Source organism: Streptomyces tsukubensis (genome assembly GCF_003932715.1).
GTDB lineage: Bacteria > Actinomycetota > Actinomycetes > Streptomycetales > Streptomycetaceae > Streptomyces > Streptomyces tsukubensis.
The window spans coordinates 5,288,285-5,314,534 of sequence record NZ_CP020700.1 but is presented as its reverse complement, the minus strand read 5'-3'; the positions used below and the strand labels follow the sequence as shown (position 1 = coordinate 5,314,534).

Genomic DNA, 26,250 nt, shown 5'->3' with positions numbered 1-26,250 from the left:
CGTCACCCGGCGGCCGTGGCACCGCCCCGGGCCATCAGCTCCGCCGCTTCGGCCCGAAGGTCCTTGCGGAGCTCCTTGGGCAGCGAGAAGGTGATCGACTCCTCCGCCGACTTCACCAGCTCCACGTCCTCGAATCCGCGCTGCGCGAGCCACTCCAGCACGCCTTCGACCAGGATGTCGGGCACGGAGGCGCCGGAGGTGAGGCCGACCGTCGACACGCCATCCAGCCATGCCTCGTCGATCTCCTCGGCGAAGTCGACCAGATGGGCGTCGCGGGCGCCGGCGCCGAGGGCGACCTCGACCAGCCGGACCGAGTTCGAGGAGTTCTTGGAGCCGACGACGATCACGAGGTCGGCGTCCGCGCCCATCTGCTTGACCGCGATCTGGCGGTTCTGCGTGGCGTAGCAGATGTCGTCGCTCGGCGGCGAGATCAGCTGGGGGAACTTCTCCTTCAGCTTGTCGACCGTCTCCATGGTCTCGTCGACGGAGAGGGTGGTCTGGGAGAGCCAGACGACCTTCGACTCGTCGCGCACGGTCACGTTCGCCACGTCCTCCGGGCCGTCGACCAGCGTGATGTGGTCGGGGGCCTCGCCGGAGGTGCCGATGACCTCCTCGTGGCCCTCGTGGCCGATGAGGAGGATGTCGTAGTCGTCGTTGGCGAACCGGACGGCTTCCTTGTGGACCTTGGTCACCAGCGGGCAGGTCGCGTCGATGGTCGCGAGCCTGCGCTCGGCGGCCTCCTGGTGGACGACGGGGGCGACGCCGTGCGCCGAGAACATCACGATGGAGCCCTCGGGCACCTCCGCGGTCGCGTCGACGAAGATCGCGCCCTTCCGTTCCAGGGTCTGGACGACGTACTTGTTGTGGACGATCTCGTGGCGGACGTAGATCGGCGAGCCGTACTGCTCGATGGCCTTCTCGACGGCGATCACGGCACGGTCCACACCCGCGCAGTAGCCACGGGGGGCGGCGAGGAGGACGCGACGGGCTGGAGGCGTAGCAGTCATGCCCCCATCGTAAGGCGGAGCAGAACAGGCGGAGGATCACCGCCTGGGGGAAGACTGTTCCCGATCGTGCGTCGGCGGTGCCACGGCCGTGCGGGGGCGGGGCGCGGGAGGACGGAGGGCCGATGGCGAAGGATGCGAGCGGTGCGGACGTTCCGGAGTCGCGAGTCGGTGCGGAGGGCGGCGAGCTGCGGCGGACTCTCGGGTTCCGGGATCTGGTCGTCTACGGTCTGCTCTTCATCGCCCCCATGGCGCCGGTCGGCGTCTACGGCGCTCTCGACGCCCGTTCGCACGGTGCGGTGGCCCTCGTCTATGTGGTGGCGACGATCGCGATGGCCTTCACGGCCGTCAGCTATGCGCAGATGGTACGGGTCGCGCCCCGCGCGGGTTCGGTGTTCACCTACGCCACCAAGGGGCTCGGGCCCGGCCCGGGGTTCATCGCCGGCTGGATGGCGATGCTCGACTATCTACTGATCCCGGCGGTCGCCTACCTCTTCTCGGGCATCGCGATGGAGGCGCTGGTCCCGTCGGTGGACCGGTGGATCTGGACGGTGCTGGCGGTGCTGGTGACCACGGCGCTGAACCTGTGGGGGGTACGGCCCGCGGCGCGGGTCGGCTTCGCGGTCCTCGTGCTGGAGATCGTGGTGCTGCTGGTGTTCGTGGTGTCGGCGGTGGTGGTGCTGGTACGGGACGGGGCACAGCGCGGCTGGCTCTCGCCGCTCACGGGCGATCTGACTTTCTCGCTGACGGCGGTGCTGGGCGCGGTGTCCGTGGCGGTGCTGTCGTATCTGGGCTTCGACGCGATCGCCTCCTTCGCGGAGGAGGTCACCGGCGGGTCCCGGCAGGTGGCGCGGGCGGTGCTGTTCTGTCTGGCGCTGGCGGGTGTGCTGTTCTTCGTGCAGACGTATCTGGTGGCGCTGCTGGAGCCCCTGTCGTCGGCGGAGCTGGCCGCGGCGCCGGAGAAACAGGGGACGGCCTTCTACGACGCCGTGGACACGTCCGTCGGCGCCTGGCTGCACGATCTGATCGCGGTCAGCAAGGCGATCGGCGCGGCTTTCGCGGCGCTGGCGGCGCAGGCCGCGGCGGGGCGGCTGCTCTTCGCGATGGCCCGTGAGCGGCGGCTGCCGCGCGGTCTGGCCCGGACGGGTGCGGGGACACCGCGGGTGGCGCTGCTGGTGGCGGCGGTGATCTCGCTGGTCGCCGCGGTGTGGGCGGCGCGCAGGCCGAACGGTCTGGAGCAGCTGGTCTCGGTCGTGGACATCGGGGCGCTGACGGCGTTCGTGCTGCTGCACGCGAGTGTGGTCGGCTGGTTCGTGGTACGCCGGATGGAGGGGCCGCCGGACCGGCTGCGGCATCTCGTGGTGCCCGTGGTGGGGGCGGCGATCCTGATCGCGGTGATGGTGGAGGCGGCCACCGCGGCGCAGGTGGTGGGTGTGGTGTGGCTGGGTGTGGGGCTGGTGGTGCTGGCAGTGCGCTGGGAGCGGCCGGGGGCGCTGTGACCGGAGGGGCGAGGGTGGCGCCCCGACCGGAGCGGTGCAGGTGGGGCCGTACGAGACGGGTCGGGCGCCGTACGGGGCGGGCGCGTACGGGTCGGGCGCCGTACGAGAGTCGCGGAACGGCGTCGTACGGGGCGGACGGGGTGGACGGGTTCGTACGGGACCGGCTTCGCGCACCGCGGTGATGTCACGGGCGCCCGCTGTCACACCCGGCCGTTACGCTCCCCCGTATGGCTCTCAACACGTCCCCTGAGGCACCCCTGCCGGTGGGCCAGGTCTCGCGGCTGATCGGGGGCTGGATCGACCGGCTCGGCGCGGTGTGGGTGGAGGGACAGATCACCCAGATGTCCCGGCGCCCCGGTCAGGGCGTCGTCTTTCTGACGCTGCGCGACCCCGCGCACGACATCTCGGTCGGCGTCACCTGTTTCCGCCAGGTCTTCGACGCGGTCGCCGATGTGGTGTCGGAGGGCGCGCGGGTCGTGGTGCTCGCCAAGCCCGAGTGGTACGCGCCCCGGGGGCAGCTGTCACTGCGGGCGACGGAGATACGGCCGGTGGGCATGGGCGAGCTGCTGGTGAAGCTGGAGCAGCTCAAGCGGTCCCTGGGCGCGGAGGGACTGTTCGCGCCGGGGCGGAAGAAGCCCCTCCCGTTCCTTCCGCACCGGGTGGGCCTGGTCTGCGGCCGGGCCTCGGCGGCGGAGCGGGATGTGCTGGAGGTGGCCCGCAGGCGGTGGCCCGCGGTCCGTTTCGAGGTGCGCAATGTGGCCGTGCAGGGGGTGCACGCGGTGCCACAGGTCGTCCGGGCGGTCAAGGAGCTGGACGACCATCCGGAGGTCGATGTGATCGTGGTGGCCCGCGGCGGCGGCAGTGTGGAGGATCTGCTGCCGTTCTCGGACGAACGGCTGGTGCGTACGGTGGCCGACTGCCGTACGCCGGTGGTGTCGGCCATCGGCCACGAGCCGGACTCCCCGCTGCTGGACCTGGTCGCCGATCTGCGGGCGTCGACGCCGACGGACGCGGCGAAGAAGGTCGTACCGGACGTCGGTGAGGAGCTGGAGCGGGTGCGGCAGTTGCGGAGCCGTGCGCTCCGTACGGTCCGGGGGCTGCTGGACCGGGAGGAGCGCGGGCTGGCGCACACCCTGGGGCGGCCGTCGATGGAGCGCCCCCGGCGGATGGTGGACGACCGCGCGGCCGAGCTGGACGCGCTGACCGCGCGCTCCCGGCGGGTGCTCGGCCATCTGCTGGACCGGGCCGATTCGGAGCTGTCGCACACCTGGGCCCGGGTGGTGTCGCTCTCCCCCGCCGCGACCCTGGAGCGGGGGTACGCGGTGCTCCAGTCGCCGGACGGTGCCGTGGTGCGCTCGCCGGACGAGGTGTCCGAGGGCGACGAACTGCGGGCCCGGGTGGCCGAGGGCGAGCTGTCGGTACGGGTCGTGTAGGAGGCGGCGCCCGGGGCTCGCCGACCGCGGGCCGGTGCGCGGAGCCGCCGGGACCGCAGGACCGTTTCAACCAGGACCAGAACGCCGGAACTCCGGACAAACGACAAGGAACGCGAGGAACGCATGGCCGCGAAGACGGACGGGACCGAAGGGGTCGACGGGGCCGGTGGGCCGGCCGCGGCGGACGCGGAGGCGTCGGAGCGGGCCGCCCTCGGCTATGAGCAGGCCCGTGACGAGCTGATCGACGTCGTCCGCCGACTGGAGGCGGGCGGTACGACGCTGGAGGAGTCGCTGGCGCTCTGGGAGCGCGGCGAGGAGCTGGCGAAGGTCTGCCGCCACTGGCTGGAGGGCGCCCGGGCCCGGCTGGACGCGGCCCTGGCCGCGGGGGACGGGGAGCCGCCGGCAGGCGAATGACCTGGTCGGCCGGGTCGGCGGGCGAGCGCGGGCCACTGTGCGCGCCCGGGGTCGACCCTTCCGCAGAGTATGCGGACGATCACATTCCCATCCGGTCGAGCATTTGGTTGAAATTTAATCTACTGCGTTACGGTTGGACCCTCCGCACCTCCCCCACGGATCACATCGGAAGGTTCCACCCGCATGACCCTCGCCATCGACCGCACCGCCCAGGACCTGCTCTTCCGCGAGGCCCGCACCGCCAACGCGTTCACCGGGGAGCCGGTGAGCGACGAGCAGCTCCAGGAGATCTACGACCTGGTCAAGTTCGGGCCCACCGCCTTCAACCAGACCCCGCTGCGGATCGTCCTCGTCCGCTCGGACGAGGCCCGCGCCAGGCTGCTGCCGCATATGTCCGACGGCAACCGCGACAAGACCGGAGCCGCTCCGCTGGTGGCGATCCTCGCCGCCGACAACGAGTTCCACGAGGAGCTGCCCGAGCTGCTCCCGCACTTCCCGCAGGCCAAGGACCTCTTCTTCGCCGAGCGTCCGGTCCGTGAGCAGTCGGCGGGCATGAACGCCGCGCTCCAGGCCGCGTACTTCATCGTCGGGGTCCGGGCCGCCGGTCTCGCGGCCGGGCCGATGACCGGCTTCGACCACGCGGGCGTCCAGAAGGAGTTCCTGGACGGCGACCACACCCCGCTGATGGTCGTCAACATCGGCCGCCCCGACCCGGAGTCCGGCTTCCCGCGCTCGCCGCGGCTCGGCTACGACGCGGTGGTCACCTCCGTCTGACCGGCTGATCGGCTGACCGGATAAAACCGGCTGACCGGCCCGGATATGCGACAGGGCCGCCGCACCCGAGTGGGTGCGGCGGCCTGTCGTATCCGCTGCGGTGGGACGGGTCCCTCAGGACCGCGGGGCGGCCGTGCCGGCCGTGGGCCACGACGGCGCCGTGCTGGGGATGGTGGAGCCGCCCTTGAGCGCCTCGGCCATCTCCGTCAGCCGCGCCAGCGGAGCCGTACCGGTGACCACGGTGGTCACTCCCTTGTCCCGGAGCACCAGGGCGTCGTACTTCTTGCCCGCCCAGCGCTCCCAGGCCACCCCGTTCACCAGCTGGGTCCTGCCGGTGTTCTCCGCCTTGAGCGTGACCTTCGGCACATACTTGCCGTACGCCTGCGTGGACTGCTCGATCGCCACGTACTCGCGGTCGGGGTCGAGGAATCCCAGGTGCCAGGCGGCGCCCGCGTCGCGGTCGTACCGCACGGACGTCGGCTTCCAGCCCTGGGGCAGCCCCTCGGGCGCCATCACGGGATACGGCGCCGCCCGCTGCGCCGTCACCAGCTCGATCCGGTAGTCGACCGGCTTCGTCCGGTCGGTGTCGTCGTGCGGGAGGAAGAGATAGATCACCGCGACGACGGCCCCGATGACCGCCATCGACAGCACCATGTCCCGCACCGTCTGTTTGCCTCGCATACCTGCCACGCCCCTCATGGTTGCACGAGGGGTGCGCGCTCAAACGTGGGCCCCACTGCTCATTCTGTCGGCCTGGGGATAGAGTCGAAGCACCCTCACTTCCGGCCGTCGCCGTACAGAAAGGTGCGCTCCGATGACCGAGCACAATCTGCCGCCCCATCTGGAGGTCTCGCCCGAGGCCCCCGACCGCAACCTCGCCCTCGAACTCGTCAGGGTCACCGAGGCCGCCGCGATGGCGGCCGGCCGCTGGGTCGGCCGCGGAGACAAGAACGGCGCGGACGGGGCGGCGGTCAAGGCCATGCGCACCCTGGTCCACACCGTCTCGATGAACGGCGTCGTCGTCATCGGCGAAGGAGAGAAGGACGAAGCGCCGATGCTCTTCAACGGGGAGCGGATCGGTGACGGCACCGGTGCGGAGTGCGATATCGCGGTCGACCCGATCGACGGTACGACGCTGGCCGCCAAGGGCATGCCGAACGCCATCGCCGTCCTCGCGGCCGCCGACCGGGGCGCGATGTTCGACCCCTCCGCCGTCTTCTACATGGACAAGCTCGTCACCGGCCCCGAGGCCGCCGAGTTCGTCGATATCAACGCGCCCGTGTCGGTCAACATCCGCCGGGTCGCCCGGGCGAAGGGCGGCACGCCCGAGGACGTCACGGTCGTCGTCCTGGACCGGCCGCGCCACGAAGGCATCGTCAAGGAGATCCGGGAGACCGGCGCCCGGATCAAGTTCATCTCCGACGGCGATGTCGCCGGGGCGATCATGGCGGTACGCGAAGGCACCGGCGTCGACCTGCTGATGGGCATCGGCGGCACCCCCGAGGGCATCATCACCGCCTGCGCCATCAAGTGCCTGGGCGGCACCATCCAGGGCAAGCTGTGGCCCAAGGACGAGGCCGAGCGGCAGCGCGCGCTGGATGCGGGCCACGACCTCGGCCGGGTCCTCACCACGGACGACCTGGTCAGCGGGGACAACGTCTTCTTCGTCGCCACCGGGATCACCGACGGCGAGCTGCTGCGCGGGGTGCGCTACCGCGCCGAGACCGCGACCACCCAGTCGCTGGTGATGCGCTCCAAGTCCGGCACGATCCGGCAGATCGACTCCACGCACCGGCTGTCGAAGCTCCGCGCCTACAGCCAGATCGACTTCGACCGCGCGCAGTAGCAGCCGCGCAGCAGCAGCGGGGAGAGACGGTCCGGGCATCCGGAGAGCGGATGCCCGGGACGGGCCGTCGGCAGCGCCGCTCCGGCCCGGGCCCCGGTGGATTCCACGGGGCCCGGGCCGCACCGGCGCGTCAGGCGGCCGCGGTCTTCTTCTCCTCGGCGGCCCGGCGTCGCCTGCGGGCCAGCAGTACCCGGCGCTCCGCCGCCGTCAGTCCGCCCCAGACCCCGTAGGGCTCGGGCTGGAGCAGGGCGTGGTCGCGGCACTCCACCATGACGGGGCAGCGCGCGCAGACCCGCTTCGCGGCTTCCTCTCGCGACAGCCGGGCGGCCGTGGGCTCCTTGGAGGGGGCGAAGAACAGACCGGCCTCGTCCCTGCGGCAGACGGCTTCCGCGTGCCAGGGCCCGTCCTGGTCTTCCCTGGCGGGTGCCCGCTGGGAAGGCACGGCGGCCACCTGCAAGGACTGGTACGGCAGTTGCAGCACGGGTCTACTCCTGACGACGGCTTCGCGAGCGAGAGACGACGCAGCAGTCCCTACCCGCTGTACGCACGCCTATGCACTGAGTGGCACCCGGTTCCGGCGCACGGCACAGCGCACGGGGAGCACACGGCCGAAAACCGCCCCCCTGGCCGCAGGGGCGCAACAGCGTTCAGCTCAGGTGTTTCCGCAGGCGGTTGTGGAGATCGGCGACCCGGCGGCCGCGCTTGGGCCGTGCCTCGACGCTGCCGAAAACCGCGAATCCGCTGATGACCACCACGGGGGCCTCGGGGTCGGCGGCCTCCTGGCCACTGATCTCGAAACTGCCGAAGACACCGCTGCCGTTGCCCCGGAGGGTGACGTTCTCGGGGACGCGGACCTCGACGCTGCCGAAGACCGCGGTCGCGTTGATCACCGTGACCCGCTGCTGGAACATCGCCTGGGTGAGGTCGAGCTCGACGGCGCCGAAGAGGGAGAAGGCGTTCGTCCGTCTGCCGATGTTCCAGCGGCCCTTGCGGGTGGCGCCGGAGAAGACGGCGATCACGTTCTCCGGCGGGGCCGTGCCCGCTTCGGGGCCGTAGGCATAGGGAGCCGATCCGGCGGGCTTCGCCTGCGCCGCCGCAGGCAGATCGCGCACGATGGGCTGCAACTCGCCCAGGGTCTTGGCCCGGTAGACGGCCTCGATGCGCTCGGAGTGCTCCTCCGTGTCCAGCCGGCCCTCGGCCAGCGCCTCCCGGAGGATGTCGGCGATCCGGTCCCGGTCGGCGTCCGACGCGCGGATCGCGTCGGAAGGGCCGGCCCCGGCGGCGGGGGCGGGCCCGGGCGCCGTGGGAGCGGCGGGCTGCTGGGGGTGGTGCTTTTCGAGGTCCACGGAGCCAGGGTAGCGAAACGCGATAGATCGCAACTAGGGGCAACACCCCTGGAAGGACCCGGGTTGAGGGGGGCTCGACCCTTAATGGACGGCGGGCGGGCGATGGCGTCCGATGACCGGCCGGTAACCGACACCCACCGGACAGCGGACCCCGGCACCCCGGCCGGGCGCCCGCCCCGCGGAGCGCCCCCGGCACCCCGGCTCCGCGCCCGGCACCGTAGGCACCGGCGGGGCGGCGGATCCTCCTGAGCCCCTCCACAGTGGACTCCGGTGGACTCCGCCCCGGCACCGTACGGGCCCGCGGCCCCCGCGTACTGAGCCTTACCTCACAAGCTCGCCCCGCCGGACGCGTTCTACGCTGGGGGGGCGCACCGTCGCCCGTCGATGTCGTACGTTTTTGCCCGCTGTGTGAGGAATGGCCGCCATGCCGGAATTCGTGTACTCCGATCTGCTCCCTCTGGGAGAGGACACCACCCCCTACCGTCTGGTGACCTCCGAGGGCGTCTCCACCTTCGAGGCCGACGGACGCACGTTCCTCAAGGTCGAGCCGGAGGCGCTGCGGCGGCTCGCGGCCGAGGCGATGCACGACATCTCGCACTATCTGCGCCCCGCGCACCTCACCCAGCTGCGGCGGATCGTCGACGACCCGGAGGCGTCGTCGAACGACAAGTTCGTCGCGCTCGACCTGCTGAAGAACGCGAACATCGCCGCCGCGGGCGTCCTGCCCATGTGCCAGGACACCGGTACGGCGATCGTGATGGGCAAGCGCGGCCAGAACGTGCTGACCTCCGGCCGGGACGAGGAGGCGCTCTCGCACGGTGTCTACGACGCCTACACCAAGCTCAACCTCCGCTACTCCCAGATGGCGCCGCTGACCATGTGGGAGGAGAAGAACACGGGCTCCAACCTGCCCGCGCAGATCGAGCTGTACGCCACCGACGGCGGCGCCTACAAGTTCCTCTTCATGGCCAAGGGCGGCGGCTCGGCGAACAAGTCGTTCCTCTACCAGGAGACCAAGGCGGTCCTCAACGAGGCCGCGATGATGCGGTTCCTGGAGGAGAAGATCCGCTCCCTGGGCACGGCCGCCTGCCCGCCGTACCACCTGGCGATCGTGGTCGGCGGCACCTCCGCCGAGTACGCCCTGAAGACCGCGAAGTACGCCTCCGCGCACTACCTCGACGAGCTGCCCACGGAGGGTTCGCCCACCGGGCACGGCTTCCGGGACAAGGAGCTGGAGGAGAAGGTCTTCGAGCTGACCCAGCGGATCGGCATCGGCGCCCAGTTCGGCGGCAAGTACTTCTGCCACGACGTGCGTGTGGTCCGGCTGCCGCGGCACGGCGCCTCGCTGCCCGTCGCCATCGCCGTCTCCTGCTCCGCCGACCGCCAGGCGGTCGCGAAGATCACCGCCGAGGGCGTGTTCCTGGAGCAGCTGGAGACCGACCCGGCGCGATTCCTGCCCGACACCACCGACGAGCACCTCGACACCTCGGGCGACGTGGTGCGCATCGACCTCAACCGGCCCATGGACGAGATCCTCGCCGAGCTGACCAAGTACCCCGTCAAGACCCGGCTCTCCCTCACCGGACCGCTGGTCGTGGCGCGCGATATCGCCCACGCCAAGATCAAGGAGCGGCTGGACGCGGGCGAGGAGATGCCCTCGTACCTGAAGGACCACCCCGTCTACTACGCCGGCCCGGCGAAGACCCCCGAGGGCTATGCCTCCGGGTCCTTCGGTCCGACGACGGCGGGCCGGATGGACTCGTACGTCGAGCAGTTCCAGGCGGCGGGCGGCTCCAGGGTGATGCTCGCCAAGGGCAACCGCAGCAAGCAGGTCACGGACGCCTGTGCCGCGCACGGCGGCTTCTACCTGGGCTCCATCGGCGGTCCCGCGGCCCGGCTGGCGCAGGACTGCATCAAGAAGGTGGAGGTCGTCGAGTACGAGGAGCTGGGGATGGAGGCGGTCTGGCGGATCGAGGTGGAGGACTTCCCCGCCTTCGTCGTCGTCGACGACAAGGGGAACGACTTCTTCACGGAGCCGGCTCCCGCGCCGACGTTCACGTCGATCCCGGTCCGCGGCCCCGGCCTGGGCTGACCACCCGCTGACGCTGCCGCGCCCGCTTCCCGTACCAGGCCGTAGCAGGCCGTACGGGAAGCGGGCGCGCTTCTGTCACGAGGGCTCGGGGGCCGGACGCGTCAGACGAAGCGCTGGTTCGCCGCGCCCGCCGTGCAGGGCCGGAGCCGGACCGGTGCCTGCGACGACTCGTGCGTCGCGCACAGGGACGTCGCCGCCGCGGGACGCAGGGTGCCGTCCACCCGTACGAAGCGCTGGTTCGCCGCCCCTGAGCAGTTCCACACGATCAGTTCCGCACCCGACCGGTAGTTCGCCCCGGGGACGTCGAGGCACCGGTCCTGGGTGAGTTCGGTGTGGACGGAACCGGCCGCCGGGTCCTGCCACCAGCCCTGGTTGCGGCCGCCGTGGCAGCCCCAGCCGACGACCCCGGTGCCGTTGGCCGTCACCGAGCCGGTGACATCGAGGCACTGCCCGGTCGCCTGGTTCTTCAGTGGTTTGTAGACGTCGTCCCAGGCCAGGGTGCGCAGCACGGGCCGGCCGTCGGAGTTGGTCTCGGCGCAGCTCGCCTCCCGGGCATTCGCGTTGTACATCTGGGTCAGACAGGACGCGAAGGCCCCGTGGCCCCGGTAGTTGGGGTGGAAGGACTGCCGGGCGGTGTTCTCGTCCGGCGGGAAGGGGTTGGAGAGTTCGAGGTGGAGGCCCCGGGCCCAGGTGTCCTCCATGCAGACCTCGTGCCCGTGGAAGAGACGGGAGTTGTCGAGGTAGACGGCGCCGCTTGCGGCAGCGGCCTGGCGCATACCGCGTTCGAAGAGGGGTACGGCGGTATTGCGGCCCCAGACGGTGTCGGCGTCGTACCCCATCCCGCCGCAGATCAGCTTGCCGGGGAAGTTCGGATTGTCGCGGAAGTCGGGTCCGATGGGGCCGGGGTAGCCCATGACGACGAGCTTGTAGTCGCCGTCCGCGTAGCCCGCGCCGCGCATCACGGTCCGCAGATCGCCGACCGTCGCCTCCACCTTGGGGACGAGGGCGTCGACCCGGGCCTGCCAGCCGGGGCCGTACTTGGGGGCGCAGGGGCCCTGGAGGGTCACGTACCGCACCACGCAGTCGGTCATGACCGGGCCGAACTGGAGGTCGTCGTTGGCCCCGGCGACGAGCAGGACCATCTTGATGCGGGTGTTGCGCGCCTTGATGGCCAGATTGTCGCTCTGGACCAGCTCGTCGGCGTACTGCTTGGTGCCGCCGATGCGGATGTTGCCGGTGTACGCGCCGGAGCAGGCGACGTTGAAGGTGACGTCGGCGGCGATTCCGGTGCGGTGGATCGCGGCGTCGGGTGAGCGGTGGCACCAGTTGGACGGGCCGTCGGTACCGGGCTCGTACGAGCCGATGCCCTCGCCGGAGATCTCGCTGTCACCGAGGGAGATGAGTCCGGTCTTGCGTTCGGCGAGGGGGCGTTCGGCGGGGCTGCCGTAGAGCTTTACGGCCTCTGCGGCGCGGATGGTCTCCAGCGCGGGCGGAAGCGGTACGGAGGCGGCCGCGGCCTGCGCCGTACGGCCCGGGTCCGCTCCGGCGGTGGGCGAGGCCAGGCCGACCAGTCCGGCCGCGAGGGCGGCCGCGGCGGCCACCGTACATCGCAGCCTTCGGCGGGCGGTGCGTTTTCCGTGCGTCATGTGTGCCTCCCCGGGTCTGTGGTTACCCCGGGTTCTACTGGCAGGTAGCCCGCAGGGGAATAGCAAGAACAAGACAAGTGCTCACCTTTTCAGGAGCCTTGCAGAAGCCTTCAGGAGGGACCCGACCCATGTCCGCAGCCGACGGGACCGACGGAACCGGCACGAACACCCCCACGACGACCGGCAGCGGCGGTGCGGGCGGCGACGGCCGCTACCGCGTCGAGCACGACTCGATGGGCGAGGTCCGGGTCCCCGCCGACGCCAAGTGGCGGGCCCAGACCCAGCGGGCGGTGGCCAACTTCCCGGTGTCGGGGCAGCGCCTCGAACCCTCCCATATCGCCGCGCTGGCCCGGGTCAAGGCCGCGGCGGCCGTGGTCAACGCCCGGCTGGGGGTACTGGAGGAGGACGTCGCCGGGGCGATCGCGGCGGCCGCCGCGGAGGTGGCCGCCGGACGCTGGGACGACCAGTTCCCGGTGGACGTCTTCCAGACCGGCTCCGGCACCTCGTCGAACATGAACATGAACGAGGTGCTGGCGACCCTGGCCGAGGAGCGGCTGGGACGGCCGGTCCATCCGAACGACCAGGTGAACGCCTCCCAGTCGTCGAACGACGTCTTCCCGTCCTCCATCCATATCGCCGCCACGGCCGCGGTCACCGGCGAGCTGATCCCGGCGCTGGAGCAGCTCGCCGGGTCCCTGGAGCGCAAGGCGGGCGAGTTCGCCCGGGTGGTCAAGTCGGGCCGGACGCATCTGATGGACGCCACGCCCGTCACCCTCGGGCAGGAGTTCGGCGGTTACGCGGCCCAGGTGCGGTACGGGGTGGAGCGGCTGCGGTCCTCGCTGCCCCGGCTCGCGGAGCTGCCGCTGGGCGGTACGGCGGTGGGCACCGGCATCAACACCCCGCCCGGTTTCCCGGCCGCCGTCATCGCGGAGGTCGCGAGGGCCACCGGACTGCCGCTGACGGAGGCGCGCGACCACTTCGAGGCGCAGGGCGCCCGGGACGGGCTGGTGGAGACCTCGGGCCAGCTGCGGACGATCGCGGTCTCCCTGACGAAGATCGCGAACGATCTGCGCTGGATGGCGAGCGGTCCGCGCACCGGGCTCGCCGAGATCAACCTCCCCGATCTCCAGCCCGGCTCGTCGATCATGCCGGGCAAGGTCAATCCGGTCGTCCCCGAGGCGGTGCTGATGGTCGCGGCGCAGGTGACCGGGAACGACACCACGGTCGCCGTGGCGGGGGCCGCGGGCAACTTCGAACTGAACGTGATGCTGCCGGTGATGGCGAAGAACCTGCTGGAGTCGGTACGGCTGCTGGCCGCGGCGTCCCGGCTGCTGGCCGACCGCACGGTCGACGGCATCACGGCCAATGCCGAGCGGGCGCGGGAGTACGCGGAGTCGTCGCCGTCGGTGGTGACACCGCTCAACAAGTACCTCGGCTACGAGGAGGCGGCGAAGATCGTGAAGAAGTCGCTGGCGGAACGGAAGACGATCCGGCAGGTGGTCCTGGAATCGGGCCATGTGGAGCGCGGCGCGCTGACCGTGGAGCAGCTGGACGAGGCCCTGGACGTGCTCCGTATGACCCGCCCCTGACGGTCGGCTGCTCCGTGCCCCGAGCGGTGCGGACGCGGCCCGGGGGGGGCAAGCCCGGGGCGCGGGACCGGCCGCTCCGGTTCCGCGCACCCGGGCTTGTCCCGGGCCGCCCGGCGAGCGGCTCGCGCGGGCCGCCGGCGCACACGCGCCACCCTGCGAACCGGCACTACCCGGCACCGCCCGGCGCGGCCCGCGGAGGCCGGGCGCAGGGCCGTGGCGGGCCCGGGGCCTCCCGGACCGGGGGCCGGGCCGCTCCGGACGGCTCGCACCCGGGACTCCCGGGGCCGACCGCTCCACGGGCGGGAAGGTGCGGGTCCGGCCCCTCGCCGGAGCCGGAAGGCGCGCCTCCGTGCCCCCGTTACGGCGCCGGGCCGTGCCGCGGGCGGCTCGCGCGGGCGCGGCGGTTGTGATCCGACGCGCCCGGGGCGCTGTCCCGGTGCACGGCACCGGGGGCAGGGGCCGACGGGACAGGTGCCTCCTAAGATCTGCTCATGACAGGCACGGAACAGACGGAGCAGACGGAAGGGTCGGAGCGGGCGGGCGGGACGGCGCGCCGCTGGCGGGCCGGTGAGCACATCCTCTGGCGCTACCGGGATCACGGCGGCCCCGGCAGACCACCCGGCGATCCGGGGTTCGCGATCTGCCGCCCCGTGACCGTCGTCCGCGACACCCCCGAGCTGCTCGCCGTCTGGCTGGCACCGGGCACGGAGTGCGTACGCCCGGCCCTTGCCGACGGCTCCCCGCTGCACGAACAGCCGCTGGCCACCCGCTACACGGTGCCCCGGACGGCCGTCCGCGACCAGTGGCACGGCGCGGGCGTGCTCAAGCTCGCCCGGCCCGGCGAGCCGTGGTCGGTGTGGCTCTTCTGGGACGAGGAGTGGGAGTTCCGGAGCTGGTACGTCAACCTGGAACAGCCGCATACCCGTTGGAGTGCGGGAATCGACTCCCAGGATCACTTTCTGGACATCTCGGTATTTCCCGACCGGAGCTGGCTCTGGCGGGACGAGGACGAGTTCGCCGAGGCCCGGCGCGCCGGACTGATCGGGGTGGCGGAGGCCGCCCGGATCCAGCAGGCGGGGCGCGCGGCCGTGGCGGCGATCCGCGCCTGGGACGCGCCGTTCCGGGACGGCTGGGAGCACTGGCGGCCCGATCCCGCCTGGCCGGTCCCGGCACTGCCCGCCGACTGGGGGCGCACGCCCGCGCGCGCACGGCTCTGAGCGCGCCGCGGCGGGCCCGGCATGCGCCGGAGAGGTCCGAGCATCGCCCCGGCCCCGGCCGGGAGCGGCAGCGGCCGCTCACCCCCGGCCTCCCGGCCCTCCCCCGACCAACCGCCCCCTCGACACGGAGAGCGACCCTCAGCACGGAGAGCGACCAAAAGACGGACAAACCTCCCCGGGGTGGCGCAGATGTGCGGCTTCTTGCCCAGATGTGACCGAGATCGCGGCGCGGAACTGTCCTTAATCTGTCCGACTCCGGTCCGAGAACGCCCTCCGGCGCAGAGGACGTCGTGAGACTCTTGATGCGCCCCCAGGGGGCAAACGTAGGATCGTCGTCCACAAGGCTCGCCGTTCGGGAACCGTTCGGTAACCATGGATCCCAGCGCAGAACCTGACCGTGAGTCATCGGCGTCGCCGGCAGCCAGCCGAAGCGGCGGCGAGCGGTTCGTGTTCAATACATCTGCTCAATACATCAGTTCGCCAGTACGTCAGCACGAGACAGGTCACTACGAGGGGGTGGAGCCGTGCGGGATGCCTGCCACCTTGTCGGCGTCGCCCGCAGAGCGGGTATACGGCCCCCTGAGGCCCATGCATCGCACACCCGGCCCAGATGGACGGAATCCCACGCGTGACGGAGCAGCCCACCTCCCATGAAGGCCGGCAGCCCTTGGCTGCCCGGTCGCAGGAACGCACCCGGCCCCGGGCGGACGCGGCCGCCGCCACAGCGGACACCGTCGCGGCAGCCGCTGCGCTCTCCTCGCCCGTCCCGGCGCCGAACGGCCCGGTCGGCGGAGGCGTGGCACAACCGCCCGGACCGCCCTCGGGCCCCGGTGCTCCGGGCGGTCCCGGAGGCCCCGGTCTGCCGCCCGGTACGCCCGACCCCGCGGGCGCCGCCCGCCGGGAGGGCGACCGGCTGCGTTTCGTGGGCGCCGCGACCCGCCGCATCGCCCGCGGTATAGACCTCGACGAGATCGTCCTCGGCCTGTGCCGGGCAACGGTGCCGACGTTCTCGGACGCGATCCTGGTCTATCTCCGCGATCCGCTGCCGGTCGGCGACGAACGCCCGGTCTCCCCGTTCCTGCTCCGGCTGCGCCGCACGGACCGGCTGCGTTTAGCAGAAGACGGTGCGGACTTCGGTGGTACGGGCCTGCTGCCCGTCATCGACCAGCACAACGAACTCACCCCGGCGGCCGAGCAGTGCGAGGTCCGCTCCGGCGGCGCGCTCTCCGAGGTGCTGCGCGGGGTGCGGCCCGTCTTCGGTGATTCGGCGGCGGCCCGCGCCGCGCTGCCCGAACTGCTGGGCGCGGACCGGACCGTGCCCAACGGCCACCGGGCGATCCTGGCCCCGCTGCGCGGGCGGCGCCGGGTGATCGGTGCTGCCGTCTTCCTGCGCCGTCCCGACCGGCCCGCCTTCGAGCCCAACGATCTGCTCGTCGCCGCCCAGCTGGCCACGCATACGGCGCTGGGCATCGACAAGGCGGTGCTGTACGGCCGGGAGGCGTATATCGCCGACGAGCTCCAGCGCACCATGCTGCCCGATTCGCTGCCCCAGCCCACGGGCGTGAAGCTGGCGTCCCGCTATCTCCCGGCGGCCGAGACCGCCCGGGTCGGCGGCGACTGGTACGACGCGATCCCGCTGCCCGGCAGCCGGGTCGCGCTCGTCGTCGGTGATGTCATGGGCCACTCGATGACCTCGGCCGCGATCATGGGCCAGCTGCGGACCACGGCCCAGACGCTGGCCGGTCTCGACCTGCCGCCGCAGGAGGTGCTGCACCACCTCGACGAGCAGGCCCAGCGGCTGGGCACCGACCGGATGGCGACCTGTATGTACGCGGTGTACGACCCGGTCTCGCACCGGATCACCATCGCCAACGCCGGTCATCCGCCGCCCATCCTGCTCCATCTGGGCGGCCGGGCCGAGGTGCTGCGGGTGCCGTCGGGCGCGCCCATCGGCGTCGGCGGGGTCGACTTCGAGGCCGTGGAGCTGGACGCCCCCGCCGGGGCCACCCTGCTCCTGTACACGGACGGTCTGGTGGAGTCCCGGCTGCGGGACGTCTGGACCGGTATCGAGCAGTTGCGGGAGCGGCTGCACGCCACGGCCCAGCTCACCGGCCCTGACCACGCCCCGCCGCTGGAGGCGCTCTGCGACGACGTCCTCGACATGCTGGGGCCGGGCGACCGGGACGACGACATCGCGCTGCTCGCGGCCCGTTTCGACGGGATCGCGCCCAGTGACGTCGCCTACTGGTTCCTGGAACCGGAGGATGCGGCCCCGGGCCGAGCCCGCCGCCTCGCCCGGCGGGCGCTGTCCCGCTGGGGTCTGGAGGATCTGTCCGACGCGGTGGAGCTGCTGGTCAGCGAGGTGGTGACCAATGCCGTGCGGTACGCGGAGCGGCCGGTCACCCTGCGGCTGCTGCGGACGGACGTCCTGCGCTGCGAGGTCGGCGACGACTCCCCGCAGCTGCCCCGCCAGCGCAAGGCGCGGGAGACGGACGAGGGCGGACGCGGACTCTTCCTGGTGAACCGGCTGGCCCGCCGCTGGGGCGCGACCCGCCTCTCCAGCGGCAAGGTCGTCTGGTTCGAACTGCCGACGAGGCCGTAGGGCCCGGCGGGCCGAGCAGGCCGAAGCGGAGGACGGAGGGCCGGTACGGGGGCGACCCGTACCGGCCCTCCGTGCTGCCGCGGGCCGGGCGCCGACGAAACCGCGGCGGGGCCGGCAGCCCCGGGCGGAGACAGAGCCGGGACCCGCGCGCCGCGGCGGCGCGGGTGGGTGCCCGCCCGCGCCGCGGCCCAGGACAAACGGCTCACCGCGTACGCCTGGGCATCGGGCCCGGCGGAGGGGCGCGGCACCGTGGCGGGTCGCCGCGCCCGTGGATGCCCGCGCCGTCGCGCCGTACGCCCGACCGGCCGCAGCGGAGTGGCGAGCAGTTGCCGACAAGGTGTCGGCGGCGTTGACTGAGGTACACGACGCCTGTAGCGACCCAACCATGTCTCCCGGCGGGAGGACGCTCGTGTCCGATACCCCCTACACCACCAACAACGCCGGCATTCCGGTGGAGAGCGACGAGCACTCCCTCTCCGTCGGGCCCGACGGCCCGGTCCTGCTCCAGGACCACTACCTGATCGAGAAGATGGCCCAGTTCAATCGCGAACGGGTCCCCGAGCGGGTGGTGCACGCCAAGGGTTCGGGTGCGTACGGCTTCTTCGAGGTGACGAACGACGTCAGCCAGTTCACCAAGGCCGACCTCTTCCAGCCCGGGAAGCGCACCGAGATGCTGGCCCGGTTCTCCACGGTCGCGGGTGAGCAGGGCTCCCCCGACACCTGGCGCGATCCGCGCGGTTTCGCCCTGAAGTTCTACACCGAGCACGGCAACTACGACATGGTCGGCAACAACACGCCGATCTTCTTCGTCCGGGACGCGCAGAAGTTCCAGGACTTCATCCGCTCGCAGAAGCGCCATCCGGCGACCGGGCTGCGCAACAACGACATGCAGTGGGACTTCTGGACCCTCTCCCCCGAGACGGCGCACCAGGTGACCTGGCTGATGGGCGACCGCGGCATCCCGAAGTCGTACCGCTTCATGAACGGCTACAGCTCCCACACCTATATGTGGGTCAACCGCGGCGGCGAGCGGTTCTGGGTGAAGTACCACTTCAAGACCGACCAGGGCGTGGACTTCCTCACCCAGGCCGAGGCGGACGAGCTGGCCGGGTCGGACGCGGACCGGCACCGCCGGGATCTGTACGAGTCGATCGCGTCGGGGAACGCCCCGAGCTGGACGCTGTACATGCAGATCATGCCGTTCGACGATGCGCCGGGCTACCGCTTCAACCCCTTCGACCTGACGAAGGTGTGGCCGCACGGCGACTATCCGCTGATCGAAGTCGGCCGGATGGTGCTGGACCGCAATCCGGAGGACTACTTCGTCCATATCGAACAGGCCGCGTTCGAGCCGTCGAACCTGGTGCCGGGCATCGGGCCGTCGCCGGACAAGATGCTCCTCGGGCGGCTGTTCTCGTACCCGGACACCCACCGGTACCGGATCGGCCCGAACTATGCGCAGTTGCCGCCGAACCGGCCGCACTCGGTGGTCGCCTCGTACGCCAAGGACGGGCCGATGCGGTACGAGCCGGCGAACACGGCGCGGCCCTATGCGCCCAACTCCTACGGCGGGCCCGCGGCGGACACCGCGCAGTTCGGCGAGATCGCGGGCTGGGCGAGCGCGGGCGAGATGGTCCGGGAGGCGTACGCGCTGCACCCGGAGGACGACGACTGGGGGCAGGCGGGCACCCTGGTGCGGAAGGTGCTCGACGACGCCGCCCGTGACCGGCTGGTGTCGAACGTGTCCGGGCATCTGAAGGACGGGGTGTCCCGGCCGGTGCTCGACCGGGCGGTCCAGTACTGGCGCAATATCGACAAGACGGTCGGCGACCGGATCGCCAAGGAGGTCAACGGCGGCTGAGCCCGGAGCACCGGGCGGTACGGCGGCCGGAAACGGCGGTGCCCGCGGCGCCTCCCCCGAAGGGAGCGCGCCGCGGGCACCGCCGTACCGGCATATCGGCTGGGGACGCCGGGCTCAGAAACCCTGGGAGCCGGGCGGCCGGAACTGCGGGCGGGGGTTGTTCGGATCGCCCGTACCCGGGTTCCCGGGTTCGCCGCCCGGACCGCCCGGTCCGGTGCCGTCGGTCTGACTCCCGGACGGCGAGGGGCGTGTGGTGGGGCGGGTGCTCTGCGAGGCGGGCGGGTCGATCACCGGCGGCCGGGACGTGGTGTTCGACGGCCGCGGGTCCTCCGTCTCCTCCTCGCGCCGCTCCTCGCTCCGGCTGGGGGACGGCTCCGGGGAGTCCGACGGGGAGGCGGCGGGCTCGCCGCGGGCGGGTTCCTCGACCTCCAGGTCGAACCGCTTGCGGGCGTCGGCCGCGCTCAGCGCGTCGGAGGTGTACGCCTTCCAGATCCGGGCCGGCATACCGCCGCCGTTGGCCCGGCCCTGGTTGATGGTGTCGGTGAGGGTGACCTGGCCGGTGCCGTCCGGCTTCTCGCCGAACAGGGCGACCGAGGTGACCAGGGTGGGCGTATAGCCGACGAACCAGGCGGAACGGTTGTTCTCGGAGGTGCCGGTCTTGCCCGCCGCGTCGTAGATGCCCGCGGCCCGGCGGCCGGAGCCCTCCTTCACAACGCCCTGCATGGCGGCGGTGACGGTGTCGGCCGTACCGCGCGAGATCACCTGGCCGCCGACGGGGTCCTTCAGCGCGACCTTGCGGGCCCGGTGTTCGGCGGAGCCCACGATGGAGGGGGTGACCTTCTTGCCGTGGTTCGCGAATCCGGCGTACACCCCGGCCATGTCCCAGGTGGAGGCGCCCATGGTGCCCAGCGACATGGCGGGGCGCTCGGGCCAGCCTTCGCCGTCGCGCATCCCGAGGTCGAGTGCGGTCTTCTTGGTCTTCCCGGGCCCGACGTCGACGATCATCTGCGCATAGACGGAGTTGACCGACTGGTTGGTCGCCCGCTGCACGGTGATCTGCCTGCCGTAGTCCCGGTCGTCCTCGTTCTCCGGGTTGAACGGGGTGTCGCTGCCGACGACCGGCCGCTTGCTGGTGCCGTCGTAGACGGTGTTGAGGCTGATCGGATCGCCGCTCTGGGTCCTGGCCTCGTTCTCCAGGGCGGAGGCGAGCACCACCGGCTTGAAGGTGGACGCGGGCTGGTAGTCGCGGCGGGTGGCGTTGGACAGCCAGTGCTCGGTGGCTCCGACCCCGCCGTACAGCGCGACGACCTTGCCGGTCGTGGGATCCACGGAGGTGGCCCCGGCCTGGACGGTCGCGGCCTTCTTGTCCTTCTTCCGGTCGAGCTTGGACTCCAGCTCCTTGTCGACCGCCGCCTCCAGCTCCTGCTGCCGGGCGCGGTCGATGTTGAGGGTGATCGTCCAGCCGCCGGCCTTGATGTCCTCCTCGCCGATGCCCTGGCGGGCGAGTTCCGCGTTGGCGGCCTCGACGAGATAGCCGGTCTGGCCCTCCATACCGGGGGCGGCCTTCGGCGCCTTCGGTACGGGGAACTTCTGGGCGTCGCGGACGGACCCGTCGAGCTTGCCCATCTCGACCATGTTGTTCAGTACGTAGGCCCAGCGGTCGGACACCAGCTTCTTGCCGGTCGGAGAGGCCACGGCCCAGTCGTACTGGTGGGGGGCCTGGAGCAGGGCGGCGAGATAGGCGGCCTGGGCGACGTTCAGCTTCGACGCGTCGATGCCGTAGTACGCCTGGGCGGCGGCCTGGATTCCGTAGGCGCCGCGGCCGTAGTAGCTGGTGTTGATATAGCCCGCGAGGATCTGGTCCTTGGACTTCTCGCGGTCGACCTTGAGGGCGATCACCAGTTCCTTCAGCTTGCGGCTGACCGTCTGGTCCTGGTTGAGGTAGTAGTTCTTGACGTACTGCTGGGTGATGGTCGAACCACCCTGCTTGCCCTTGCCGGAGACGGTGTTCAGCAGACCCCGGGCGGTGCCCTTGAAGTCGATGCCGTTGTCCTTGTAGAAGCTCTTGTTCTCGGCGGCGACGAAGGTCTGGCGGACCTCCTCCGACAGCTCCTCCAGACCGATGATCTCGCGGTTGACCTCACCGGTGCGGGCCAGGACGGTCCCGTCGGCGTACTTGTAGACGTTGGACTCCATCTCGGCCTGCGCATTCGCCGCCGGAACCGGAACCATCATGTAGATCACCGCGAAGGCGCCCATACCGAGCAGGCAGAGACCGAGGAAGGTGCCCAGCATCTTCTTCCAGGTGAAGAAGCGGCGTATGCCCGTGCGCCCGCTCTTCCCGCCCCGGCGCGCACCGCGCTGCCGGGCCCGTCGTTCCTCGGCTCGGCCCATCGCCCGCCCCGCTCCGCTCTTCCCCGAAAGGTCTGTGTTCTTGTCGGTCTGGTCGGTCCTGGTTGGTTCTGCTTGATCCAGGTTGGTCCAGGTTGGTCCAGGTGGACTCTGCTTGGTTCAGGTCGCCGCCGACCAAAGCGGCTTAGAAAACTAACACCGTTCGCCCTGAAAAATTCGGACTAGTACGACGAATCCGGACGTGAGAATCAGCACCCCGTCCACAGAAGACGACTCGGCTCTTGCCCAAACGGTTGCCGCATCCATTAATGTGTAATCACATTGCTAGCAGCGAGCCGTAGCGGTGGTGAACTCCGCCACCGTCGGCCCTGATCCCTGGGGGGCCCATGAACACCGCCGACACCGCAGCCGACACCGCAAGAGAGCAGTACGACGGGGTTCCGGCCGGGGTACGGGAGTTCCCGGCCCGCAGCATCGGCGGCGGGCTGGCCCTGCTGCTCGGCCTGGCCGGCTTCGCCGGGGGCGCGGCAGCCGTCGTGGCCGGAGCGGTCGCCGGGTCCGCCGCGGCCCAGGTCGGCCTGATCGTCGGAGGCATCCTGCTGGCCCTCGCCGCCGTCGTCGCGATGGCCGGGCTGAACATGGTGGAGCCCGGCCAGGCCCGGGTGGTCCAGCTGTTCGGCCGCTACCGGGGTACGGTCCGCACCGACGGGCTGCGCTGGGTCAATCCGCTGACCTCGCGCGAGGAGATCTCCACCCGGGTCCGCAACCACGAGACCGCGGTCCTGAAGGTCAACGACGCCTACGGCAATCCGATCGAACTGGCCGCCGTGGTGGTGTGGCGGGTCGAGGACACCGCGCAGGCCCTGTTCGAAGTCGACGACTTCCTGGAGTTCGTCTCCACCCAGACGGAGTCCGCGGTGCGCCAGATCGCCATCGAGTACCCCTACGACGCCCATGACGAGAACGGCCTCTCGCTGCGCGGGAACGCCGAGGAGATCACCGAGAAGCTCCGCGTCGAACTACAGGCCCGCGCCGAGGCGGCGGGGGTGCGGATCATCGAGTCGCGCTTCACGCATCTCGCGTACGCCCCCGAAATCGCCTCGGCGATGCTCCAGCGCCAGCAGGCCGGTGCGGTGGTGGCGGCACGCCGGCAGATCGTGGACGGGGCGGTCGGTATGGTCGAGGCCGCACTGACCCGGATCAGCGAGGACGGGTTCGTCGAACTGGACTCCGAGCGGAAGGCCGCGATGGTCTCGAATCTGCTGGTCGTGCTCTGCGGCGACCGCGCCGCCCAGCCCGTCGTCAACACCGGCACGCTCTACCAGTGACGCCCCCGCCGCCCCCGCCGCCGCCACGCAAGCAGGTCCTGCTCCGGCTGGACCCCGCGGTCTACGACGCCCTGGCCCGCTGGGCCTCGGACGAACTGCGCAGCGCCAACGCCCAGATCGAGTTCCTGCTGCGGCGGGCGCTGACGGAGGCGGGGCGGCTGCCGGGCGCCGCCGCGCCGATCCGCCGGAGGGGCCGCCCGCCGAAGGCCGAGCCGGACGGCCCCGGGGGTCCGGACACGGAGGAGCCCACGGGCGGCGGGGCGGGCTGAGCCCGTACCGGACACCCGTCGAGAGCGGTTCACCTCATGACGGAGACGATCACGGGGTGATCGGGACTCCGGGTCCGTGGGAGCCGTGCTGCGGCTCCCACGGGACGTCCGGGCCGCCGTCGCTCCGGCCGGTGTTCATACCGCGACCCGGGTCATGACGGAGTCGTAGCCGCCGCCCCCGGGGTAGACCCAGGCGCCGGAGAGCGTATTGCCGTCGGCGCTGAAAGTCGCCCGGTAGTAGGCCGGGGACCCCTTCTCGCCGCCCCAGATGGTGAGGGTGTCGCCGTCGAGTTCGTAGACGTAGTCGAAGGTGTTGCCCCGGCTGTCGTAGTAGCGGGAGCGGATGTCCTCGCCGGGCTCCTCGGCGCCGAACTCCTTGAGCCGCCCGATGACCTCGACACCGGTGACGGGCTGCCCGAACTGCTCCAGGGCGATGTCCTGGAGGAGGAAGTGGCCGCCCTCCAGCCCGCGGTAGCTGACAGTGCCCTCGGCGCCGCCGCTGACCCGCCAGGTGCCGATCAGCCTGTCCAGCGCGCGCACGGCGGCGTCGGGGCCGGGGTCCGCGGCGGTCCCGGGGGCGGCTGCGGTGGTGTCGTTCATGGTTCTGCGTCCTTTGCCGTGGTGGTGAGGGTGCGCGGCCGTACGGCGGGCTCGTGCCGCGCTGCCGCGGTGGTGCCCGTATGACGGGCCGCTCACGGGAAAGGAATCGGCGGACTGTTGTGACCCGGGTCACTCCGCCAGGGTGGGGGCGATTCCGGGCAGCAGTCCGGGGTCGAAGGTGGTGATCTCGGCGATCAGACCGTCCACGACCGTCAGTACGTCGACGTTGACCGCGGTGAAGAGGGTCTCGCCCGCCCGGCGGACATAGCTCACGGCCGCGGGCTGCCGGTTCACCGCGTACGGCACCGAACGCCACTCGCCCCACGCCGTATCGCCCTCCAGCACCGGACGCCAGAGGTCGAGGATCGCGTCCCGCCCGTCGAAGACCAGCCGGTGCGGGGGCATGGCCTGGCGGGCGTCCTCGCGCAGCAGCAGGGCGAGTGCGGACAGGTCCGCATCCCGGGACGCGGCCATATAGCGCCGGAGCAGCGACCGCTCGGCGGCGCTGGGCTCGGTGGCCGCACCCCACTCCGAGCGCCGCTCGGGGAGCCGGCCGCGGAGCGTGGTACGGGCCCGCTGGAGGGCGCTCTTGACCGAGGCGACGGTCATATCGAGGGCGTCCGCGGTCTCCTGGGCGGACCAGCCGGCGATATCGCGGAGGATCAGGACCGCGCGCTGGCGGGGCGGCAGATGCTGGATCACGGCGAGGAAGGCGAGTTCGACGGTCTCCCGGGCGATCGCGGCGGTGTGCGGTTCGCCGGTGCCGGGGGCGGCGAGGTCGAGCAGCCGGTCGGGGTAGGGCTGGAGCCAGCTGACCTCCGCGAGGGCCGAGGAGACGGGGGATCCGGCGCTGTCGACGGCGAGCGCCACCTCGCGGTTCCGGGCGGGTCCGCCGAGGAAGTCGAGCGCCGTGTTGGTGGCGATCCGGTACAGCCAGGCCCGGAAGCCGGCGCGCCCTTCGAAGGTCTCGCGCCGCCGCCAGGCCTTCAGCAGGGTCTCCTGGACCAGGTCCTCGGCGTCGGTGAAGGAGCCGAGCATCCGGTAGAGGTGCACGCGCAGCTCGTGGCGGTAGCGCTCGGCGAGCGCGGCGAAGACCTCTTCCCCGCCGGTGCGGATCGTCTCGGCGGACGGCTCGCCCAGGCCGCTGCGCCCGGGGCGGGACGCCGGTTCCGGGGCTCCGCCGGGCGCCGTCACCGGCGCCGCCGTCTGCGTGCTGTCTCCGCCACCCTGGTCGCTCATACCTCTCTTCGTATCAGCAGCACCACCGGGAAACACCTGCTCCGGTGATCACGGCCGCCCCGGGCACCGGGACCGGCAGTCGGCACCCCTCGCCGACCCCATGGGAACAACCGATTAACATCAAGGGGAACGATAGGGAGAAGGAATCAATGGCTACGGCGAACCGGGGCAAGCAGCCCAGCCTGTCGCAACTGCGGGCCTTCACTGCGGTGGCCGAGCATCTGCACTTCCGGGACGCAGCCGCGGCCATCGGCATGAGTCAGCCCGCGCTCTCCGGGGCCGTATCGGCGCTGGAGGAGACCCTCGGGGTGCAGCTCGTGGAGCGGACCACCCGGAAGGTGCTGCTCTCCCCCGCGGGCGAGCGGCTCGCGGCCCGCGCCAAGGCGGTCCTGGACGCCGTCGGGGAGCTGCTGGAGGAGGCGGCGGCGGTACGGGCCCCGTTCACCGGCGTCCTGCGGCTCGGCGTAATCCCGACGGTCGCCCCCTATCTGCTGCCGGATGTGCTGAGGCTGGTCCACGGCACCTATCCCGACCTCGACCTCCAGGTCCACGAGGAACAGACCTCGTCGCTGCTGGACGGGCTGGCGGCCGGACGGCTCGACCTGCTGCTGCTCGCGGTGCCGCTGGGGGTGCCGGGGGTCACCGAGATCCCGCTGTTCGACGAGGACTTCGTCCTGGTGACCCCGGAGGGCCATCCCCTCGGCGGGCGCCGCGATCTCTCCCGCGAGGTGCTGCGCGAACTGCCGCTGCTGCTCCTCGACGAGGGGCACTGCCTGCGCGACCAGGCCCTGGACGTCTGCCGGGAGGCGGGGCGCGACGAGCGGGCGCCGGTGACGACGACCGCCGCGGGTCTGGCGACGCTGGTGCAGCTGGTGGCGGGCGGCCTCGGGGTGACGCTGCTGCCGCGGACCGCGGTCGAGGTGGAGACCGGCCGGGGCGGGCTGCTGACCGGCTGCTTCGCGGACCCCGCGCCGGCGCGCCGGATCGCCCTGGCGACCCGCACCGGGGCGGCCCGCCAGGGCGAGTTCGAGGAGTTCGCGCGGTCGCTGCGGGGCGCGCTGGCGGGCCTGCCGGTACGGCTGCGCACCGAGGCCGCGGCTCCGGAGACGGATTCCGCCCCCGGAGCCTGACCTTCCGGC

Annotated in this window: 22 protein-coding genes; 13 read left to right on the top strand and 9 right to left on the bottom strand. The window is 71.8% G+C overall.

Features of this window, described 5'->3' with window-relative positions; translation table 11 throughout:
• Nucleotides 1-2: 2 nt before the first annotated feature.
• The gene (locus B7R87_RS22060; RefSeq protein WP_040914471.1) at nucleotides 3-1,007 is read right to left on the bottom strand and encodes a 4-hydroxy-3-methylbut-2-enyl diphosphate reductase; all 1,005 of its coding nucleotides are present in this window, start codon (nucleotides 1,005-1,007) and stop codon (nucleotides 3-5) included.
• Between the two features lie 122 nt (nucleotides 1,008-1,129).
• Between B7R87_RS22060 and B7R87_RS22055 the strand changes: the two genes are divergently transcribed.
• The 4 genes from B7R87_RS22055 to B7R87_RS22040 all read left to right on the top strand — a co-directional run bounded on the left by B7R87_RS22055 (nucleotide 1,130) and on the right by B7R87_RS22040 (nucleotide 5,124).
• On the top strand, nucleotides 1,130-2,503 hold the full coding sequence (locus B7R87_RS22055) for an APC family permease (RefSeq protein ID WP_130584857.1): 1,374 nt from the start codon (nucleotides 1,130-1,132) through the stop codon (nucleotides 2,501-2,503).
• Between the two features lie 227 nt (nucleotides 2,504-2,730).
• Nucleotides 2,731-3,936 (top strand): exodeoxyribonuclease VII large subunit, encoded by a 1,206-nt coding sequence (gene xseA / locus B7R87_RS22050; protein WP_040914480.1) that lies wholly within the window; start codon nucleotides 2,731-2,733, stop codon nucleotides 3,934-3,936.
• 123 nt (nucleotides 3,937-4,059) lie between these two features.
• A complete protein-coding gene (locus B7R87_RS22045; protein WP_006346855.1) occupies nucleotides 4,060-4,350 on the top strand; it encodes an exodeoxyribonuclease VII small subunit in 291 nt (96 codons plus the stop codon).
• A 183-nt stretch (nucleotides 4,351-4,533) separates the two neighbouring features.
• Nucleotides 4,534-5,124: a malonic semialdehyde reductase gene (locus B7R87_RS22040; RefSeq protein WP_006346856.1), complete on the top strand. Its 591-nt coding sequence runs from the start codon at nucleotides 4,534-4,536 to the stop codon at nucleotides 5,122-5,124.
• 114 nt (nucleotides 5,125-5,238) lie between these two features.
• On the opposite strand, the gene B7R87_RS22035 is transcribed toward B7R87_RS22040, so the two are convergent.
• The gene (locus B7R87_RS22035; protein WP_187144540.1) at nucleotides 5,239-5,823 is read right to left on the bottom strand and encodes a DUF4245 domain-containing protein; all 585 of its coding nucleotides are present in this window, start codon (nucleotides 5,821-5,823) and stop codon (nucleotides 5,239-5,241) included.
• 115 nt (nucleotides 5,824-5,938) lie between these two features.
• Here B7R87_RS22035 and glpX point away from each other — a divergent pair, with 115 nt between their 5' ends.
• Nucleotides 5,939-6,970, top strand: a complete 1,032-nt coding sequence (gene glpX, locus B7R87_RS22030) for a class II fructose-bisphosphatase (protein WP_006346858.1) — start codon at nucleotides 5,939-5,941, stop codon at nucleotides 6,968-6,970.
• Here the strand turns inward: glpX and B7R87_RS22025 are convergent.
• The 3 genes from B7R87_RS22025 to B7R87_RS22015 all read right to left on the bottom strand — a co-directional run bounded on the left by B7R87_RS22025 (nucleotide 6,937) and on the right by B7R87_RS22015 (nucleotide 8,316).
• Nucleotides 6,937-7,077: a hypothetical protein gene (locus B7R87_RS22025; protein WP_157997798.1), complete on the bottom strand. Its 141-nt coding sequence runs from the start codon at nucleotides 7,075-7,077 to the stop codon at nucleotides 6,937-6,939. The genes glpX and B7R87_RS22025 overlap by 34 nt on opposite strands.
• Nucleotides 7,078-7,100: 23 nt before the next feature.
• A complete protein-coding gene (locus tag B7R87_RS22020) occupies nucleotides 7,101-7,451 on the bottom strand; it encodes a WhiB family transcriptional regulator (protein ID WP_006346859.1) in 351 nt (116 codons plus the stop codon).
• A gap of 166 nt (nucleotides 7,452-7,617) precedes the next feature.
• Complete coding sequence (locus B7R87_RS22015) at nucleotides 7,618-8,316, bottom strand: DUF1707 SHOCT-like domain-containing protein (protein WP_006346860.1); 699 nt, start codon at nucleotides 8,314-8,316, stop codon at nucleotides 7,618-7,620.
• A gap of 424 nt (nucleotides 8,317-8,740) precedes the next feature.
• On the opposite strand from B7R87_RS22015, the gene B7R87_RS22010 reads away from it, so the two are divergent.
• Entirely contained in the window at nucleotides 8,741-10,408 is a 1,668-nt protein-coding gene (locus tag B7R87_RS22010) for a fumarate hydratase (RefSeq protein ID WP_006346861.1), read from the top strand.
• A 101-nt stretch (nucleotides 10,409-10,509) separates the two neighbouring features.
• On the opposite strand, the gene B7R87_RS22005 is transcribed toward B7R87_RS22010, so the two are convergent.
• Entirely contained in the window at nucleotides 10,510-12,054 is a 1,545-nt protein-coding gene (locus B7R87_RS22005; protein ID WP_045852878.1) for a ricin-type beta-trefoil lectin domain protein, read from the bottom strand.
• A gap of 128 nt (nucleotides 12,055-12,182) precedes the next feature.
• Between B7R87_RS22005 and B7R87_RS22000 the strand changes: the two genes are divergently transcribed.
• The 4 genes from B7R87_RS22000 (at nucleotide 12,183) to B7R87_RS21985 (ending at nucleotide 19,323) form a co-directional block, all read left to right on the top strand.
• The gene (locus tag B7R87_RS22000; protein ID WP_006346863.1) at nucleotides 12,183-13,643 is read left to right on the top strand and encodes a class II fumarate hydratase; all 1,461 of its coding nucleotides are present in this window, start codon (nucleotides 12,183-12,185) and stop codon (nucleotides 13,641-13,643) included.
• Nucleotides 13,644-14,134: 491 nt separating this feature from the next.
• Entirely contained in the window at nucleotides 14,135-14,860 is a 726-nt protein-coding gene (gene fomD / locus B7R87_RS21995) for a cytidylyl-2-hydroxypropylphosphonate hydrolase (RefSeq protein ID WP_130584858.1), read from the top strand.
• Between the two features lie 628 nt (nucleotides 14,861-15,488).
• Entirely contained in the window at nucleotides 15,489-17,462 is a 1,974-nt protein-coding gene (locus B7R87_RS21990) for a SpoIIE family protein phosphatase (protein ID WP_130584859.1), read from the top strand.
• 385 nt (nucleotides 17,463-17,847) lie between these two features.
• A complete protein-coding gene (locus B7R87_RS21985; RefSeq protein ID WP_040914496.1) occupies nucleotides 17,848-19,323 on the top strand; it encodes a catalase in 1,476 nt (491 codons plus the stop codon).
• Nucleotides 19,324-19,437: 114 nt separating this feature from the next.
• Here B7R87_RS21985 and B7R87_RS21980 read toward each other — a convergent pair whose 3' ends face one another.
• Nucleotides 19,438-21,717 (bottom strand): transglycosylase domain-containing protein, encoded by a 2,280-nt coding sequence (locus B7R87_RS21980; RefSeq protein ID WP_006346866.1) that lies wholly within the window; start codon nucleotides 21,715-21,717, stop codon nucleotides 19,438-19,440.
• A gap of 344 nt (nucleotides 21,718-22,061) precedes the next feature.
• On the opposite strand from B7R87_RS21980, the gene B7R87_RS21975 reads away from it, so the two are divergent.
• Nucleotides 22,062-23,003 (top strand): SPFH domain-containing protein, encoded by a 942-nt coding sequence (locus tag B7R87_RS21975; protein WP_006346867.1) that lies wholly within the window; start codon nucleotides 22,062-22,064, stop codon nucleotides 23,001-23,003.
• Nucleotides 23,000-23,272, top strand: coding sequence for a hypothetical protein (locus tag B7R87_RS21970; RefSeq protein ID WP_006346868.1), 273 nt, complete (start codon nucleotides 23,000-23,002; stop codon nucleotides 23,270-23,272). The genes B7R87_RS21975 and B7R87_RS21970 overlap by 4 nt, the downstream gene beginning before the upstream one ends.
• Before the next feature lie 135 nt (nucleotides 23,273-23,407).
• Here the strand turns inward: B7R87_RS21970 and B7R87_RS21965 are convergent, their stop codons facing one another.
• Both B7R87_RS21965 and B7R87_RS21960 read right to left on the bottom strand, forming a co-directional pair.
• Complete coding sequence (locus B7R87_RS21965; RefSeq protein WP_006346869.1) at nucleotides 23,408-23,872, bottom strand: hypothetical protein; 465 nt, start codon at nucleotides 23,870-23,872, stop codon at nucleotides 23,408-23,410.
• Nucleotides 23,873-24,001: 129 nt separating this feature from the next.
• Nucleotides 24,002-25,111: an RNA polymerase subunit sigma-70 gene (locus B7R87_RS21960; RefSeq protein ID WP_006346870.1), complete on the bottom strand. Its 1,110-nt coding sequence runs from the start codon at nucleotides 25,109-25,111 to the stop codon at nucleotides 24,002-24,004.
• A gap of 149 nt (nucleotides 25,112-25,260) precedes the next feature.
• On the opposite strand from B7R87_RS21960, the gene B7R87_RS21955 reads away from it, so the two are divergent.
• Nucleotides 25,261-26,241 (top strand): LysR substrate-binding domain-containing protein, encoded by a 981-nt coding sequence (locus tag B7R87_RS21955; protein WP_045852880.1) that lies wholly within the window; start codon nucleotides 25,261-25,263, stop codon nucleotides 26,239-26,241.
• Nucleotides 26,242-26,250: the final 9 nt, after the last annotated feature.